We start from the raw sequence: 16907 nt of genomic DNA on the forward strand, positions 1-16907 counted from the left end.
TTATCGGGGCATTTAAGCGCCCCGTCCTGCTTTACTTAAACGGGGTGAAGACCATCTGTGACGGGCTTCCCACCGCCGTATAATCCTCGATAAAAGTTAATTTACCGCTGCCCGGGGCCACGCTAAAACGAGTAATGTTGTCGCTGCGCTGGTTCAGGGCATAAAGATGTTTGCCGGTATTATCCAGCGTCAGGCCTCGCGGATAGTCGCCTCTGGTCCAGATATCGTCCTGATGCGTAAGCTCGCCGTTAGCGCCCACGCTGAAATGCGCAATGCTGTTATGCAGGCGGTTGGCCACATACAGTTGCTTACCGTCGTGGCTGAGTACCAGGCCAGCGGCAAAGCTTGTGCCCTTATAGCCTTTTGGCAGGGAAGAAATCGTCTTTCCTTCTGTCAGCGTGCCTTTCTCACGGTCGAGCTTGTAATGGGTAAGCGTAGAAGCTTCTTCGTTAATCAACCACAGGCTCGCGCCGTCTGCGGCAAAGACAAAATGGCGTGGCCCCGCGCCTTTTGAAGAGGCGGCGATAAACGGCGGATCGTTTGGCTCCAGTACGCCTTTGCTTTGATCGAAGCGATACTGGTAGATCCGATCCAGGCCAAGATCGGTGGAGAAGACAAACTTGCCGCTCGGATCGGCGGCAATCATATGGGCATGCGGGCCGTTATGATCGCTGGCGGCAAAGCTACCTTCTACCGCAGCTTCTGGTTTTGCCGCGCCCGGCTCACCGCTGTCCTGATGCTTGTCGCTGGCTTCCTGCAGGCTACCGTCTGCATTAATCGGCAATACGGTAATTGAACCGCTCACATAGTTAGCCACCAGCAGGTGCTTACCCTGTGGCGTCAGGGACAGATAGACCGGGCCAGCGCCCCCGGAAGAGACCTGATTCAGTTCGGTCACACTTCCGTTATCACCCACACGCAATGCCGCTACCACGCCTTTCTCGGCTTCGCTGGCTACGTATAGCGTTTTTCCATCCGGCGACGCGGTGAGCTGTGCGGCATTCGGCAGCGAGCTGACCAGCGTTTTCTCGCTAAGCGCGCCGGTTTTGGCGTCAACCTGGAAGCGGTAAAGCCCTTCGCCGTTGGGGTTGTAGGTGCCAACCCAGGCATAGTGGCTTTGCGCCGCGCTGTTGCCGGCGGCAAGTAAGGCAAATGAAGCAACAAGCAGAGTGCGTGCAGACATGCGTTTGTCCTCGAAGAGTGGTTGATGAGGATTATACCCTCACCCTAACCCTCTCCCTAAAAGGGAGAGGGGATCTTTCTTTTTCACATCAGTCTTTCTCCCTCGAAGGGAGAGGGGACTTTTCTTTTTCGCATCAATCTTTCTCCCTCGAAGGGAGAGGGGACTTTTCTTTTTCGCATCAATCTCTCCCTCGAAGGAGAACCGGCCTTTCTTTTCCCCCTCTCCCCTTTGGGGAGAGGGCCGGGGTGAGGGGAAACAGCGAGCACTTTACCCCACCAGCTTCTTCGTCATCGCCAACAGAGTGGCAACATCCGCCGGGCGCGTATTGCCGCTGGCCTTGTCGATAATTGAGCTGTAAATATGCGGGATCACTTTGCTGACACCGGCATCCAGCGCAATCTTCAGGATCTCCTCGTAGTTATCAAGATCGATGCCGCCGGTCGGCTCCAGCCAGAAATCATGCTTCGCACAGGCTTCCGCTACCGCCTCGTACTCTTCGCGGCAGTCCAGCCCGCCCATCGGGAAATATTTGATTGAGCTGCCGCCCATATCCTTCAGCAGCGCAATCGCTGTTTCGACGGGTACAATGCCGTCCGGCGCGCCAGAGCTTAACGGGCCGGTGGAGATTTTTACCCTCCCGACGGTGCCGGTCGGCGAAACCAGGCCGTTAACTACGCTGTCAGTCTGGCCCAGCAGCGCGCGGCTGGTGCCCACACCGGTAAACACCTGATTGACGTGCTGGGGCTGAATCTGGCCGGAGATTTCGCTCACCATGGCAGATTGATTGGGATCGCCTGCGCCAAGGCCAACGGACAGCGCGTTGTCGATCAGCGCCGCGTAATCACGCATGTCGGCGACCGCACTTGCTACATCCGGGTAGTTTTTGGATAACACGCCGACCAGCACGTGGCCTTCCGCCGCCTGGTAAATCTCTTTGGCGTTTTCTTTGGAGCCAGCCAGGACGTTCAGGCACACGCGATCGCGGTAAAAATTCGGGGTCAGTTTCATGCTTATTTCTCCTTGCTTACCAGCGCTTTGATGCAGCGGTAAATAATCTCCAGCTGTGCCGCGCTTACGCTGCGCACATCCGCTTCAATAATGCCTTCGTTGGCCTTGTAGCCACGGAAGTAGATGGCGTATTCGCCCTGCTTCAGCTTACCGACCAGCTCGCCGGTGCTGATGCCGACGGTCGCTTCATCGAACTTGATTTCGCTGCGGGCGATATCGCGGCCAGCGGCATCCCACACCACGCGCGCGGTAACGCCATTCAGCGTGTTCAGGCTGTCGATAAACGGTGTCATTTTGGCGACCATTTCGGCCCCACTCTCTTTGGCCGCGCTCAGGTAATGTTCAATCGCGCAGGTCAGACCGAGAATGCCTTCTTTGCCGACTTTCATCGCGCGGCCGATACCGCCAGTTTGCAGCTTAACCCACTCGACGTACTGCTCTTTGCCGATCACCAGCCCGCTGGTTGGGCCTTCAATAGCTTTCGCCCCGCTGTAAATCACCAGGTCTGCCCCGGCGCGGTAGTAGCACTGCAAATCTTCTTCCGCCGCAGCGTCAACAATCAGCGGCAGATTGTGCTTACGCGCCACGACAACGGCCTGCTCAACGCTGAGCATGCTTTTTTGTACCGAATGGTGGGATTTGATGTACAGAATGGCCGCCGTGCGCGGAGAAATAGCTGCGGCCAGCTGGTCCGCCGAACATTCGTTGGCGTAGCCCGCTTCAACGATTTTGCCGCCGCCCAGGTTCACCATCGTGCCGACCGGCGCGCCGAAGTTAACGTTGTGGCCCTTCGGCAGCACGATCTCGTTGTTCTCCAATGGGGCCGCGTGTAGGTTCTCGATCAGCCATTGATTGTCTTTAACCAGCACCGCAGCTACGGACTGGGCAATACCGGCAGAAGCGCAGGACACCACGGTCGCCGCTTCAACATCGAGCAGCCCGGCAATGTAGGCGCCGGTCTTGTTGACCAGATCCTTCATTTCGAAGTAGTGATTCATGCCGGTGGTGACCGCATCCACCACTTCCGGGCGAGGCGTAGACACACCGAGAGCGGTCATGCGGCCAGATGCGTTAATCACCTGTTTTAAATTGTATTTTTCATAGATCGAAGACATGTTCAGCTTTCCCTTGTTCGCAGTCAAACCATTTCCCGGCGCGCACTGCGGCCAGCGCCACCAGCGCCTGGTCACCCGTCAGCGTTTGCTGCTCTGCGTCGGTAAATACCGTTGGCTGGCGGCGCAGTTCAAAGACGGTCAGATCGCCATCCAGCCCCACGGCCAGGCGGCCTTTATTTTTCAGACGTAATCCATCCGCAGCGTGCGCGGTCACACAGTCGATCACCTGAGGCAATGACAGGCCGATGGAGAGGAATTTCGACATCACTGCGCCGAGTGAATGCACCGGACCGCTGATGCGGTTGCGGCAGTAAATGTCCGAACTGATGCTGTGCGGCAGAATGCCCTGCTGGATAGCGACACGCGCCACGTCAAAACTAAAGCTGGCGGTGCCGTGCCCAACATCCAGACGCACGCCGCGCTGGATAGCCTGCGCCACGGAGGCTCGCAGTTGCCCGGCCGGATTGAGAATGCGGTTCGGCTTGCCGTTGTAGCAGTGGGTGATGATATCGCCGCTGGTCAGCAACTCGGCCACTTCATCGAGGTCCGGCGGGTTGTTGCCGATGTGCACCATCAGCGGCAAATCACCGTTTTCTTTCTGGATAGCCTTGGCGCGCACCAGCGGCGTAATGCCGTTGTCACCTACCACGCTGCTGCTCATGCGCGCTTTTAAGCCCACGATAAAGTCCGGGTGGCGCTTCACCGCGCCGCGCACGGCGTCAGCGTCAATATTCGCCATATTGGACAGTTCGTTTTGGGCAATCAGGCCCACGCGGGAGATGTTCAGCAGCGCATAAACTTCGGTCGCTGCGCTGCGGGTGATTTGATAGAAATCGTCGACGTCATCGGCCCCGGTGCTTCCGGCATCAACGACGGTTGTCACGCCGGTATGAATCCCTACGCTGTCAGGTTCGTCGTGGTAAATAGGGGACTTGGGGTAACAGTGAACGTGGGAGTCAATCCAGCCGGCGCTGACGTAGTATTCGCCGCTCAGCTGGCGCTCTTCAGTTGCCTCGCCGGTTATTTTGCCTAAGGCGGCAATTTTGCCGTCCTTCAGGGCGATATCGATCACGGTATCGTCCACCAGCCGCGCCTGGCGCAGGATCAGGTCAAACATATCTTTCTCCTTAACTGGCGGGCGAGCCACAGCCCGTCCGCCCTGGAAATGCTGCTTACAACGCTACCGGGAAAATGGAACCTAAAATCATTGCGCCCAGGATTGCCCCGCCGGTAATCGGTTTGCCCCAGAGGTAAAACAGCAGAGAGCCGATCAACGAGCCGATGCCGATGGGAATCGAAGCCGTCATGGCGCTGAGGATAATCAACGGCCCAAGGAAGCGGCCGGAGGCGTTACCCGCGCCCATCATGACGTCCGCCCCGTAGGTCGAGTCGCTCTGATTGATGGTGAACTTACGTGCCAGGATGATGATGTAGCCAATGGCGAGACCAATCACCAGGCCAGTCACCAGCGATGCGGCAAAGTTTGCCACCGGGAAGACAAAGCCCGCGCCCAGCAGCAGCGCCGGAACACCGAGGCCTACGCCGGTTTGAATCGCCCCACCGATATCCAGGATCCCGACCAGAGAGCCTTCGATGATGCGGGCAAACAGGAAGCTGGCGCCAAACGCCGCCACCGCGCCGTAAACGCCGGTATCAATCCCGGACTTCAGCATCGCCACGAAGGCGACTTCGTTAAACGCGCCGATGCCGTACAGGTAGTACATGTGTGTCCCGGCAAACACGCCGGAGGAGAGCAGGCCGACAAAGATCGGGAATGACCAGTCCGCGTACCAAAAGCCTTTATTCTGTTCCATGCGTTATCCCCTTATTTGCCGCTCAGCGAGTTATGCAGCAGATCCAGCCAGTTCGGCACGGTCATGTGGAAAGACTCAATCATCTTCATGTCGAACCCGCGGAAGAAGGCGCTCAGCACAAACAGGGCCACGATAGCCGTCATCATCACTTTGGTGACGCGGTGCCAGCCGCTTTCTTCAACGCCTTTACCGATCAGGATACCCAGCACCAGTCCCGGCACGGCGTTGCCCATGATCAGCTGCGCTGCGCCGCCGAAAATGGTTGCCCAGAAGCCGGATTTTTTGCCCGCGTCGATAGCCGCCAGCCAGAAAATAACCGGCATCACGGTGTTCACCAGCAGGTTAGCCGCAGGCACCAGCACTTTGACTGCCGTGACCTGAAGTGCCGCCGGCACCGCAGAGGCCGTAGAGTTCAGGAACGCCACCACGATCATGCCGATGATGCCGCAGGCGATAGCCATTTTTTTCGGGTCGTGGAGGGTTTCCGCCACGTTACGGTTCTTCACCATCAGAGCAGCCGCGCCCCAGTTAGGGATGATGCGGTGGTCAACGTCCTGGGTGAATGCCCCCGCCGCGACGGAAGATGCCCAGGCGTTAAAGAAGAAGCCAAGCCCAAAGGAGAAGTGAGAAGCCGGGTCCCCTTCACAGGAGTTCAGCTCGCCGAGTGTACGAAATGCGCCCATGCCCTGGGAGGTCGGCGCATGGAACATACGCGCGGCCCCGGCACCAACGCCCACACCGACGAGGCCGCCGATAATGAGTGATTTGAATAATATGATTAAGAACATGTATCTGCCCTTTTCTACCCTGCTTATCTGTCGCTGTAGCCGCGTGAGCTGCGCTCAGTCACCCGAATCACTTACCCAAGTAAGCTCATCGGACCACCTTCCCTTGCTGCCTTGCTACAACACCAGCTAATTGGGTATAAATGTTTGAATTAATTAGAGACGAAATCCACCTCATCGAGGTTAAGAGCCGTCACGTTGACGGAAACATCCAGCTCCACGCTGTAGCTCCGCCTTTCCCGGCGCAGGAAGAAGAACAGAAAAGCTTCTTTGCGCACCCTGACCTGCGCCTGAACAACCTGCACGTCCTGTGGCTCGATGCGCAGAAGAATGTGGTTGGTGGATTTAAGCACCGTGCCCTGAACGTGATTCAGGGCGTCGGAAAAGGCTTTGGCTTTGGTATCGCCGCGCCCGCTAACTCGCACCGTGGTAGCGAATTTTTCTTTCATACTTAACTGCCGTACTTCTTGTTCCACGCCTGTACCAGGCGCTCACCCAGCTCTTCTTTGTCCATAAAGCCAAAGCCAAGCACGTTGTTGCCTTCGTTAATCGCCGTCACGCCTTCATCAACGGAGCGCATGCCGTACTTAGCTTTGTAGCCGTGTTTGGTTTGTGCGGTGATAGCACCTGCGCCGCCGCTGCCGCAGAAGGAGATACCAAAGGTGGCATTCTCCGCTTTCATCACGTCGCCCAGCTTCATGTCGGCGGCGACGCCTGGAATAACCACGGCGCGACCGCCCGCTTTTTCGATCCCTGCTGCAACTTTCTGGCCTTTGCCCAGACGGTCACCAATGACTACGGTAATTTGTTCCATTGTTTTCTCCTGATTATTCAAAGATTGTCTTTCGCCACTTCGAAATGCACTGACAGCAACCACGCTTCTTCTACCGGCAGATTTCCGAACTGATCGACCACCGCCTGCGCCATTTCCATCGACTCCGCGGAGATCTCCTCGAACAAGCTCTCTTCCACTTCTGGTAACGGCTCTCCGGTCAGAGAGCGATGAATCATCGCCTTCACGTGAGAGGCCAGCATTTGTTCCTGTACCCCGTTAGGCGTGATGTGCTTACTTTTGAACAGCGCGTCAATAAAACCCTGAATGCGCGCCGTTAACTCCTCGGCTTCATTAACCATTACCGCTCCGTTATTCACCCTGGGTACCTCGTTAACTAATCTGTTTTTTAAGCTACCTGGCGGGGGGAAAGGTTTGTAGCGAGTTGTTTTCCACTTCGAAGTGGAAATCGCGGCGGCAATAGTGATCTGTTCCACATAAAGAGCCGGAATAGCGCTTTTCCGCTGGCTTACCGTGAATTGGCTCACATAACCGGGTGATAAAAGGCCGTTTTTCCAGCGGCGCTTTTTGTTTGAAAGTGTGATGAAAGGACCGTTTTAGCGCCATCATTGGCGTTGCTTATGATGGATACGTTCGTGGCGCAACGGTAAATCCTGCTGCTTATTGCGGCTCATCAGTGCCGTCTGGTCTCGTTTGCTATACCTTAATGGCATAATTTTTCCGACTGGGGTTATCGCCGGGTAATGAAAATCGACGCTGAAATCACTTTCCGCAAGCTTGAGATATTCATGGAGTTTATGGAGAAAGGGAACATTGCGCGCACCGCCGAAGCGCTGGGTATTAGCGGGGTTAGCGTGCACCGCGCGTTGCATACCCTGGAGGAAGGTGTGCGCTGCCCGCTGTTTATTCATAAAGGGCGCAACCTGGTACCGCTCGAATCGGCATTTACCCTGCTGGAGCACAGCAAAGAAGTGGTTGCGCTGATGGCGCGCGGCATCGATGAAACCCGCCAGGCGGCAGGCGTAGGTCAGGGGCGACTGCGTATCGGCACCCTCTATTCCCTGACGCTCGAAACCGTTCCGAAACTTATCATGGGCATGAAGCTCAGGCGGCCGGAGCTGGAAATGGATCTCACCATGGGCTCAAACCAGGTGCTGCTAAATATGCTGGAAGACGGCGTACTGGACGCTATTTTGATTTCCATTTCTGAAGGTGAAGTGGATCGCTCGAGGCTGGAAGTCCTGCCCATGTTTAGAGACGATATTTTCCTGGCAGCACCGGCCAGCTTCCCGCTGGACACCTCACACCCGGCAGATCTGCGCGAGTTCCACGCCGAGAAATTCGTTTCTCTGGCGGAAGGCTTTGCCACCTATGCAGGATTTCAGGAAGCCTTTAACGTCGCCGGTTTCGAGCCGGAAATCGTTACTCGGGTAAACGACATTTTCTCAATGGTCAGCCTGGTACAGGCGGGTGTAGGGCTAACCTTGATGCCCGGAAGAATGAAGAAGGTGTATGAAAATTCAGTGCAGCTGCTGAGGCTGGCCGAGCAATATCAGATGAAACAAACCATCGCTATCGTCTTTGCCCGCAACCGTGAACATGACCCGAACCTACTGGCGCTGGCCGCCGAGGGGCGAATGTACGCCCGCACGTTCATCGATACGCCTAACGCGCCGCCCTAGTTTTTTCCACAAGGTGGAGAATGGCCGCCACGCTGTTTTGTTCGCGACAAACGGTGATCCCCTCACGAAACGCCTGCCGCGTCAGACCTGAAAGCACGCTACCCGGCGGCATTTCAATCGCCAGCCGCACGTCGCGCTCGTTGGCGGCAATCATCGCCTCTCGCCACCGCACCGTGCGGGCCATATTCAGCGCCAGATCTTCCGCAATTAGCTCTGGTTGCCAAAGTACCCGGCCCGTGCTGCCGCTGAGATAAGCGCAGTTGGGACGAATTAGCGCCACATCAGCAAATGCTTGTTTTAACTTCTGCGCAGGCGCATTCAGCAAGGCACAGTGAGAGGGCACGCTAACCGCCAGCTGCCGGGCTTTTTGAGCCCCCTGCTCAAGCGCCCTACCCGCAACCTTCGCCATAGCCTCCTCGCTACCGGCGATGACGATTTGCTGTTCAGCATTAATATTCGCGATGTAAGTGCCGCTGCCCGTCACCAGGAGTTCCACCTGTTCCAGACGCAGCCCGACGATAGCCGTTAAGCCGTAGCCTTCAGGATAAGCCTGCTCCATCAGATCGCCGCGAAGCGCCACCAGCCGCAGCGCATCTGAAAAGGGAATAACGCCGGCGACTACGGCTGCCGGAAACGCGCCGATAGACAGTCCGCTGACCATGTCTGGTTTTACGCCGCTACGCTCAAGCTCCTGCGCCCAGGCGACACCTGCGATTAGCAGGCAAAGCTGTACGGCACGAGTATGCCTCAGCGCAGCAGCACTATCTAACTGGCCTGCTTCGTCCCCTAAGACCGCCCTGACCTGCGTCAGGATGGCGTCGCGCTCGGGTAGATCCTGTAGCATGCCCACACGCTGGGTTCCCTGCCCGGGAAAAGTAAAAAGTATTTTCATCCGTTTTTCTCCGGCAACCAGGGGTCGGTCACAAGCAGCGGCCCCTGATTCGTTTTCAGCAACACGCGTTTTTCTCTTAGCCATTCCGCCAGCGCAAAAGCGCCGTAAGGCGTTTCGACTTGCGTATCAACCCTGCACAGCAGTCGCCCGGTCAGGCTCTGCCACTCTGTCAGCGCCTCTTTTGATATCGGCTGTGGGCTGCGAATAAGCACATCCAGATCGCTCGCGGCATGCATCACAGGCACTTCTGTTGCCAGCGCGTAACCTACGCTCCCGGTAATACCCCAGCACCATGCCCACGGGCGGCTCGCCAGCTGAATAGCGCCCTGCACCGGCGGCATGGAAACAAACGGGGAATTGAGTAGCAGTTCACGGCTGGATAACGCTTCAGGGCTAACAACGCGTTTAACGCTCGCCGTACTTACCCAGCCCGCCGCTCGCTGGTCGCGTCGCATCCCCCGCACGCCTACAGGCACACGTCCGTCACGTTCGACATCACGCCGTACCACTACCGGTAGCGCAGGACGCCACTGGCTGGCTATCCACTCCTCGCTAACCCCCTCCAGCGCTTCGCGGTCGGTGAGCCAAAGGAGATCGTGGGGGCGTAATGTCGGCATAGGTTAAATTCCTGAAGTCAGCGTAATAAACAGCGGTAGCGACAGGATAGAGAGTACCGAGCTCAGCAACAACACGGCTTCCGCATCCGGCGATTGCACACCAAACCGGTTGCCAAAAACTACGCCAAAGAAGCCGGCGGCCAGGGCAATCATCAGAATGGAGGTAATGGCCACCGGCCCAGTCAGGCCGAGCGCCAGCACGATGCCCCAGGCGATAAACGGCTGGATAAGCAGTTTGGTAACGGTCGCGGTGATAACCATAGTGTTGATCTGCAGCTTACGCGCAGACAGGATCACGCCGGTCAGGAACAATGCGGCTGCGGTAGCGGCCAGGCCCAGCGGTTTAATAGAAGCCAGCAGCAAGTCAGGCATCCGGACACCGACAGCCGACAGTACAACCCCCAGCAACGGTCCCCACACGATAGGTTTTTTCACCGAGCGCCACATCAGTACAGGCAACATTGTCAGCGTTGAACCAGTGTTTTCCCCTGCCGCACGTGCTTTTTCACGTTCAAGAATCAGCAGGCAGAACGGCGTCATCAGGACGGAGCCGCAGGCAATCGACACCGCGACGGAAAGCGAAGTCGAGGAGCCTTCCCCGAGCACGCTGCCTAAAATCGGCAGGCCAAGCGCGGCATAGTTAGGCAGCGCCACGGTAAGCGTCAACACGGCGGCATCCTGCGGCGACTTTTTAAATACGCTGGTCGCCAGGAAGTAAATCGCCGCATAGGTAATCCACATCGAAAGCACCAGTACCACGATTAGCGGTGACTGCTGAACAATGCCAAGCCACGGCGTTTGTACTGTCGCGCTAAACAGCGCGGCGGGTAGAGCAAAGTCCATGACAAAAATATTAAGCAGCGAGACATTTTTGTTATCGACCATTTTCGCTTTGCCGGCGAAAAATCCCAGCAGCATGATGACAAAAATAGGGGCCAGAGCATGAACGATCACGTAAGTCATAACTTCACCTTGAGTCAATAAAGAGAGTTAGCACGGTCGCGATATTTATTATTTTTTTCGGACGTCTTTTTATTCAGACACGGCGCACCGTGTCTGGTTATAGCATCCGGCAGGTCTGTCTTTTTTCTTACCAGCTGGCGCGCATACGTTCACGAACCAGCGCCGAACTGTGGCGATTTTTCGCCAACAGACGACATTTCAGCGAAGTATCGCTCCGCGCCTCTTTCACTGCCGTACTCAGGGCAGCCTGTACTTTCGTCACATCGTCACTCTTCGGCTCATCCGGATTATGGATATCCAGCAGCGTCGAGAGCAGACCCAGGGTTTCGTAATTGCTGATGTCATAGGCCATTGGAGGAATGGTCGCGGCCAGTTTTTCCAGCGCCTCGACGGTGCGTAAGGTGATCCGCGCGGCGGACTCTTTCCCCATCGCGTGAATCATTACGCCCTGGTCGTTAAAAGCGATCAGTCGGTTAGCCTGGTAGCCGTGAGCGAGAAAGGCCCCGGACATCGCCTTGCCGACAATCAGGCCCACAACAGGGTGCCCGGCCAGACGAGCGTTGGCGTAAGCGCCTGCGGCACCTGCCAGCGCCTGGTGAATACCGAATGCCTCTTCGCGGCGACCATAGGCCTGACTAGGGACATCAATAACGGCGATGATGGCTCGCTTTTCAGCTTTGTCGGCATCTTCAGCGATGGTTTCGCTGACCACTTTTGCCAGCGTCCAGCCTTCTAACAGCCCGACTTCGCCGCCAGCAGCCCGGGGGTAATGGTTATTGGCATCGGGCACCACAGCGATAAAGCGTGCAGGTTTTCCGTCAACGTTACCGTCGGCGACCTGCACGGAGGCGCACAGCCCCGCCATACGTGGTGCATCCGGGACCAGAGTGTCCAGCCAAACAGCGGCACGATTCAGTTTCTGGCTCATGAGCGTTTCTCCCCAAAAAGCTGTTTGATTTGTTCGGCATCAGCCTGTTGACTGGTGTCGAAATGGGTCAGGCGATCCAGATACCACGCGTAGTTATCGGTGCGATGCCGTACCGGAACGCCTTTGGCGATGGCTTCGTTGACAGCCTGCTTGACTGCGTGAACGCCGTCGCCAACCAGCGCGTCCACCAGCCCGCTCTGGTAGCGAACTTCGCCACCGGTCATGCTCCAGATAAACGGCCGATCCCGGGAATCGTATTCCTCAATGCCCGCTTCTTGCTCGATAACCTGAGGACCATTGAGGCCCAGGCGCGCTTCGCGAGTTACAATCAGATAGCTGCAAAGTGCAGCGGCAATCGACATCCCCCCAAAGCAACCCACGGTTCCAGCGACAACGCCAATCACCGGGGTATAGCGACGCAGATCGACAATCGCCGCGTGAATATCGGCAATCGCCGCCAGGCCGAGGTTAGCCTCCTGCAGGCGCACGCCGCCGGTTTCCAGGCAAAGCACCGCCTGCGTCGGAATACCGTTGCGGTTGTCTTCCGCCGCCAGCTCAAGCGCGGCGGCCATTTTCGCCCCGGAGACTTCACCCATACTGCCGCCCTGGAATGCGCCTTCGATGGCAATCACCACTGCCGGACCACCGTTGATCGTACCTTTGGCCACGACCATACCGTCGTCGGACTGAGGCACAATGCCCTGAGGCCCCAGCCATGGCGAAATAATGCCCTCAAAAGGATCGAGCAGTTCGCGGTAGCTGCCTTCATCAAGCAGCAGACGGGCACGCTCGCGGGCTCTTAATTCAATAAAACTGCTGTCGTCACGCATGAGCCACCTCCTCAAAAACCTGTTCAATGCGGATACGCGCCACGCCCGGCGTCGCGCCAAAATCATGAATGTGCATTTGCCCGGCAGGCAGGTGACTCAGCGCGGCCAGGCGCTCGAAAAGCGCTTTCCAGCGTTTTTCGCTGTTATCGACGGAGGTGGTAATGTCGATGGTCAGAATCTGCCCCTGTGCGGCAGTAAACAGGACTTCCATATCGCCGGAGCCCACCACGCCAGTCAGAGCTTTGCCTGTGGCCGTGCGGGTTGCCGGAAATGACAACGTAATGTGTTCCATAACGCCCTCGTTAATTAAGTGAGTGAAGCGGAGTGGCATCGTTATCGATGCGGTCCAGCAGGAGCGTGGCGGCGAGCAAATCAGCCGCGCCGCCCGGAGAGGCATTCAGCGCCAGCATATTGCGGTCGAGCAAATCCAGCGCATCACGGCCTTCTTTGCGCGAAATCCCCCCGTTCATCAGCACGCTGCGGGCACCGTTCTGCATGGTTTCCAGACCAGGTAAACCGGCACGAGAAAGCACACAAGTATCTGAAAGTGAAGTCATAATCGCCATCAAAGCGTCAATCCTGGCCTCGCCTTCCGTTGCCCCGGACTGGCGGCTACGGCGAAGCTGGGGCAGCGCAAGGCACATCACGTGAGGGAAACCCTGCTGGGCCTCTTCTCGTGCACCCGGCACGCGATAGCGTCTTGTGGCTCTTAACCCTTTACTGAAGCTTTTTGGCGCGGCTTCATCAGGAAGTGCTGCAAGTCGCGCTGCCGTAGCGGCGATCTCCACGCTGCTGCCATTCATCCCGTGCATAGCGGCGGCGGAAATCAGCAGGCCGAGCGCCCAGATGGCTCCCCGGTGGGTATTCACTCCCCCGGTTGCCGCCATCATCTGTTGCTCACCTTCGCGCCCCAGGCGCCCTACCATCTGGCGCAGCGCGATGTCTGCCGGACGTTCCCAGCTTTGTAATGCCAGAGCATGAAATGTCGGGGTCAGGCTGAGGGCCGATCGCTCCATCAGCGCCAGGCTGAGGTCGTGATGGGCGCCATTCCCCCGGCTGTCCACCAGACCGGGTTTCGGGCTCAGGCGGGCTTCCTCGATCAGGCTTTGGGTCGCAGCCCTTGCCAGCCAGCCCGCTTCGGCCTCGACGCCTTTCTGTGGATGTAATTTCATTACCAGCTCCGGAATTTCGCTGGCGGGTTGTAAAGACCGCCGGACCATTCGACGAGATCGGCCACGCTGCTTGCCGCCAGGAGAGAACGGGTCGCCTCGCTGCGGCGGATCCCCATATCTTCCGGGTAAGCCACTTTGCCGCTCTGGCGAAGTGCGGCGACACGTTTAGCGTCCACGCCCAGGCCGATGTCGGTGATACCGGCGACCGCCGCTACCATCGCACGGCGTTCTTCCAGACTCTCCGCACGGTAGAGATACGCAATGCCTTCCTCGGTGAGCACGTGGGTGACGTCGTCGCCGTAAATCATTACCGGGGCCAGCGGCATGCCGGAGGTTTTGGCCACCTCTACGGCATCCAGGGTTTCCACGAAGGTGGGCTTCACGCCCGCCTGGAAGGTTTCGACCATCTGCACCACCAGCTTTTTACCGCGCTGCATCGGATCGGGCTCGGTGATCATGTTCAGCCACGCCGGCGTGGCGTGGCGACGACCGTGCGGATCGTGCCCCATATTTGGCGCGCCGCCGAAGCCCGATAAGCGGCCACGCGTCACGGTTGAAGAGTTAGCCAGGCCATCAACCTGCAGGGTGGAACCAATAAACATATCCACAGCGTATTGCCCGGCCAGTTGGCACATGGCTCGGTTGGAGCGCATAGAGCCGTCGGCACCGGTAAAGAAGATATCCGGGCGAGCGCGAATGTACTCTTCCATGCCCAGCTCGCCGCCGAAGCAGTGCACGCTCTCGACCCAGCCGCTTTCAATCGCCGGGATCAGCGTCGGGTGCGGGTTCAGGGTCCAGTGTTTGCAGATTTTACCTTTCAGACCGAGCTGTTCGCCGTAAGTCGGCAGCAGCAGCTCAATGGCGGCGGTGTTAAAGCCAATCCCATGGTTCAGCGACTGAACCTGGTGTTCGGCGTAAATGCCTTTGATGGCCATCATCGCCATCAGGATGTGTTCCTGCTTGATCAGGCGCGGGTCACGGGTAAACAGCGGTTCGATAAAGAAGGGTTTGTCGGCAACCACCACGTAGTCAATCCAGGATCCGGGAATGTCCACGCGCGGCAAATCGCAGTCATCGTCCACCAGTTCATTAACCTGGGCGATAACAATCCCGTCATGGAAGGCGGCAGCTTCAACCAATGCAGGCGTATCTTCAGTGCTCGGCCCGGTGTACAGGTTTCCTTTGCGGTCGGCTTTATAACCGGCGATGAGCGCGACGTTAGGCGCAAGATCGACGTACAAGCGCGCATAAAGCTCGATGTAGGTGTGAATCGAGCCAATTTCTAACAGCCCGTCTTCCAGCAGTTGAGAAATACGCAGGCTTTGGGTGCCGGAGAAAGAGAAGTCAAGCTTGCGGGCGATACCTTTTTCAAAAATATCAAGGTGTTCACTGCGGCCGACGCTCGGCATAATCATATGCAGATCGTGTACTTTTTGCGGGCTGACCTCTGCCAGCATGCGGGAGAGAAAATCGGCCTGTTTTTGGTTATTTCCTTCCAGCACTACCCGGTCGCCCGGTGCAATCAGCTTTTCCATCACTTCGACGAGGTCCCCGGTCGGGATCACCTTGCCCTGTACGTTACTGGACGCCATACGTCGCTGCTTCTCGGTGCGACGCGTGTTCCAGACGCGGGCAGGCGTTTGGCTAGCACTCATTATTAACCTCCTGATTCAGCGCATCATTTTGATTAGCTTTAGTCTGGTTAAAAGTGTGCGCCACGCGGGGTTGGCTATCAATTAAGCTCAGGCGTTAATCATTAGCCTTAGAGTAATAATGGGTTTATCGTTTTGTGATCCGGGTAGAAGGCGAAGATGACCAGGGTGCGCTACACGGATGAAGGAGGAAAAAGGTGTACTCCGCTGCCCCCGATGTTAAGGTTGTCGAGTCTTAAATACAGGTTTTAACGTCATGCTGCTCGTCGCCGTACTCAACAATCCTCTGCTAAAACAGCCGCGCATCGCTTAGCGCGCTCACACATTCCCGTCTGCAATTTGAAACGGAACCTTGTTCCGTTGGCACACTTTTGTTGTGAGAAAAAACATGTCAAAGACTGAAAAGCACTGGTCTCAGGTCGAGTACCTGCACGAAACGGTGACCAACCCCAATATTCATATCAAAGGCCAGCACAGTTATTACAGCGACTGCTGGGATAGCGGTTTTGAGCGAAGCGTGGTGCGCTACCTGCAGGGTGACGCGGTGAGCCGGGAGTGGGAACCCATTGGCGAGCTTGACCAGCTGTGGATAGGTGATTACGTCTGTATCGCCGCCGAGGCGGTGATCCTGATGGGCGGCAACCACACGCACCGAGGCGACTGGTTCTCTCTTTATCCCTTTATCGAAACCATCAAAGACGCCTACCGCGCCAAAGGCGATACCACGCTCGGAGACGGATGCTGGATAGGCATGAGGGCAATCATCATGCCCGGCGTGACCATCGGTGAAGGCGCAATTATTGCCGCTGGCAGCGTGGTGACAAAAGACGTCGCGCCTTACAGCGTCGTCGGCGGTAACCCGGCCAAACCAATCGCCCTGCGTTTCGAACCCGAGGTGATTGAGCGGCTGCTGAAGCTGCACATTTACCAGCTAAGCGACGAGCATTTTCAGGCTATTCGGCCCCTGTTGAGCAATAACAATATTGCTGCGCTGGAGCAAGCGGTGGGATCACTGCGGTAAAGAAAGCGGGCGGGAATAACCCGCCCGTTGTTAAATCTTAGCGAAACTTCTTGTGGTAGGTATCGCGAGTGGTTTTGAAGTCTGCGGCAGCAGCCTGAGCTTCTGTCACTTTGCCTTCGTTGGCCAGCTTCAGGGCACCGTCAATCTGGCCCACGAGAATATCAAACCCGTGGCGGTACTCTTTCATGTTGGCGCTGTCGGCAGCCTCATTTTCCAGCTTAGGCGGGGTGCCTTTCTGCGCATCCAGAGCCGCTTCACGCATGTTGCCCAGTGAGGTTTTCAGCTCGGCGGCATCTTTGGTGCTCAGCACGGTCTTGTAGTTTTTCGCGATAATGTCCATGTCGTCACCGACATCTTTGGCAAACGCAGCGCCGGACAGTAACACGGATGATACGGCTAACATTGCAATCAGTTGCTTACGCATTTACTCACCTTATCTTTTTTATATGAGA

20 protein-coding genes are annotated in these 16907 nt (G+C 57.0%); 2 read left to right on the plus strand and 18 right to left on the minus strand.

Features of this window, described 5'->3' with window-relative positions:
• Positions 1-31: 31 nt before the first annotated feature.
• The 9 genes from F3J28_RS14920 to F3J28_RS14960 form a co-directional block, all read right to left on the minus strand.
• A complete protein-coding gene (locus F3J28_RS14920; protein ID WP_166877344.1) occupies positions 32-1183 on the minus strand; it encodes a lactonase family protein in 1152 nt (383 codons plus the stop codon).
• 267 nt (positions 1184-1450) lie between these two features.
• Positions 1451-2191: a 2-dehydro-3-deoxy-phosphogluconate aldolase gene (gene dagF / locus F3J28_RS14925; protein ID WP_166877347.1), complete on the minus strand. Its 741-nt coding sequence runs from the start codon at positions 2189-2191 to the stop codon at positions 1451-1453.
• A gap of 2 nt (positions 2192-2193) precedes the next feature.
• Positions 2194-3306: a DgaE family pyridoxal phosphate-dependent ammonia lyase gene (locus F3J28_RS14930; protein WP_166877349.1), complete on the minus strand. Its 1113-nt coding sequence runs from the start codon at positions 3304-3306 to the stop codon at positions 2194-2196.
• A complete protein-coding gene (locus tag F3J28_RS14935; protein ID WP_166877352.1) occupies positions 3290-4423 on the minus strand; it encodes an amidohydrolase/deacetylase family metallohydrolase in 1134 nt (377 codons plus the stop codon). Before F3J28_RS14935 ends, F3J28_RS14930 begins: the two co-directional genes overlap by 17 nt.
• Before the next feature lie 55 nt (positions 4424-4478).
• On the minus strand, positions 4479-5120 hold the full coding sequence (locus F3J28_RS14940) for a DUF4310 family protein (protein WP_008453690.1): 642 nt from the start codon (positions 5118-5120) through the stop codon (positions 4479-4481).
• 11 nt (positions 5121-5131) lie between these two features.
• Positions 5132-5908: a DUF4311 domain-containing protein gene (locus tag F3J28_RS14945; protein ID WP_008453692.1), complete on the minus strand. Its 777-nt coding sequence runs from the start codon at positions 5906-5908 to the stop codon at positions 5132-5134.
• A 149-nt stretch (positions 5909-6057) separates the two neighbouring features.
• Positions 6058-6354, minus strand: a complete 297-nt coding sequence (locus F3J28_RS14950; protein ID WP_039289594.1) for a DUF4312 family protein — start codon at positions 6352-6354, stop codon at positions 6058-6060.
• A 2-nt stretch (positions 6355-6356) separates the two neighbouring features.
• The gene (locus F3J28_RS14955; RefSeq protein WP_008453696.1) at positions 6357-6719 is read right to left on the minus strand and encodes an SFCGS family glycine-rich protein; all 363 of its coding nucleotides are present in this window, start codon (positions 6717-6719) and stop codon (positions 6357-6359) included.
• 17 nt (positions 6720-6736) lie between these two features.
• On the minus strand, positions 6737-7039 hold the full coding sequence (locus F3J28_RS14960) for a glycine dehydrogenase (protein WP_166877355.1): 303 nt from the start codon (positions 7037-7039) through the stop codon (positions 6737-6739).
• Between the two features lie 402 nt (positions 7040-7441).
• Here F3J28_RS14960 and F3J28_RS14965 point away from each other — a divergent pair, with 402 nt between their 5' ends.
• The gene (locus F3J28_RS14965; RefSeq protein ID WP_166877358.1) at positions 7442-8380 is read left to right on the plus strand and encodes a LysR family transcriptional regulator; all 939 of its coding nucleotides are present in this window, start codon (positions 7442-7444) and stop codon (positions 8378-8380) included.
• Here F3J28_RS14965 and mdcH read toward each other — a convergent pair.
• The 8 genes from mdcH to mdcA all read right to left on the minus strand — a co-directional run bounded on the left by mdcH (position 8364) and on the right by mdcA (position 15437).
• Complete coding sequence (mdcH, locus tag F3J28_RS14970; RefSeq protein ID WP_166877361.1) at positions 8364-9272, minus strand: malonate decarboxylase subunit epsilon; 909 nt, start codon at positions 9270-9272, stop codon at positions 8364-8366. The genes F3J28_RS14965 and mdcH overlap by 17 nt on opposite strands.
• The gene (locus F3J28_RS14975) at positions 9269-9889 is read right to left on the minus strand and encodes a malonate decarboxylase holo-ACP synthase (RefSeq protein ID WP_166877365.1); all 621 of its coding nucleotides are present in this window, start codon (positions 9887-9889) and stop codon (positions 9269-9271) included. Before F3J28_RS14975 ends, mdcH begins: the two co-directional genes overlap by 4 nt.
• A gap of 3 nt (positions 9890-9892) precedes the next feature.
• Positions 9893-10852 carry an AEC family transporter gene (locus F3J28_RS14980; RefSeq protein WP_166877368.1) on the minus strand — a complete coding sequence of 320 codons (960 nt, stop codon included), beginning with the start codon at positions 10850-10852 and terminating at the stop codon, positions 9893-9895.
• A 127-nt stretch (positions 10853-10979) separates the two neighbouring features.
• The gene (gene mdcE / locus F3J28_RS14985; RefSeq protein WP_166877371.1) at positions 10980-11780 is read right to left on the minus strand and encodes a biotin-independent malonate decarboxylase subunit gamma; all 801 of its coding nucleotides are present in this window, start codon (positions 11778-11780) and stop codon (positions 10980-10982) included.
• Positions 11777-12610: a biotin-independent malonate decarboxylase subunit beta gene (locus tag F3J28_RS14990; protein ID WP_166877374.1), complete on the minus strand. Its 834-nt coding sequence runs from the start codon at positions 12608-12610 to the stop codon at positions 11777-11779. Before F3J28_RS14990 ends, mdcE begins: the two co-directional genes overlap by 4 nt.
• Complete coding sequence (gene mdcC, locus F3J28_RS14995; RefSeq protein WP_166877377.1) at positions 12603-12902, minus strand: malonate decarboxylase acyl carrier protein; 300 nt, start codon at positions 12900-12902, stop codon at positions 12603-12605. The genes F3J28_RS14990 and mdcC overlap by 8 nt, the downstream gene beginning before the upstream one ends.
• 10 nt (positions 12903-12912) lie before the next feature.
• Positions 12913-13782: a triphosphoribosyl-dephospho-CoA synthase gene (locus F3J28_RS15000; protein WP_166877380.1), complete on the minus strand. Its 870-nt coding sequence runs from the start codon at positions 13780-13782 to the stop codon at positions 12913-12915.
• Positions 13782-15437 carry a malonate decarboxylase subunit alpha gene (gene mdcA / locus F3J28_RS15005; protein WP_166877383.1) on the minus strand — a complete coding sequence of 552 codons (1656 nt, stop codon included), beginning with the start codon at positions 15435-15437 and terminating at the stop codon, positions 13782-13784. Before mdcA ends, F3J28_RS15000 begins: the two co-directional genes overlap by 1 nt.
• Positions 15438-15822: 385 nt before the next feature.
• Between mdcA and F3J28_RS15010 the strand changes: the two genes are divergently transcribed.
• Entirely contained in the window at positions 15823-16455 is a 633-nt protein-coding gene (locus tag F3J28_RS15010) for a CatB-related O-acetyltransferase (RefSeq protein WP_166877386.1), read from the plus strand.
• A gap of 37 nt (positions 16456-16492) precedes the next feature.
• On the opposite strand, the gene cybC is transcribed toward F3J28_RS15010, so the two are convergent.
• Positions 16493-16879: a cytochrome b562 gene (cybC, locus tag F3J28_RS15015; protein WP_008453720.1), complete on the minus strand. Its 387-nt coding sequence runs from the start codon at positions 16877-16879 to the stop codon at positions 16493-16495.
• Between the last annotated feature and the right edge of the window lie 28 nt (positions 16880-16907).

Source organism: Enterobacter sp. Ap-1006, assembly GCF_011752835.1.
In the GTDB taxonomy this organism is placed as follows: Bacteria; Pseudomonadota; Gammaproteobacteria; order Enterobacterales; family Enterobacteriaceae; genus Cedecea.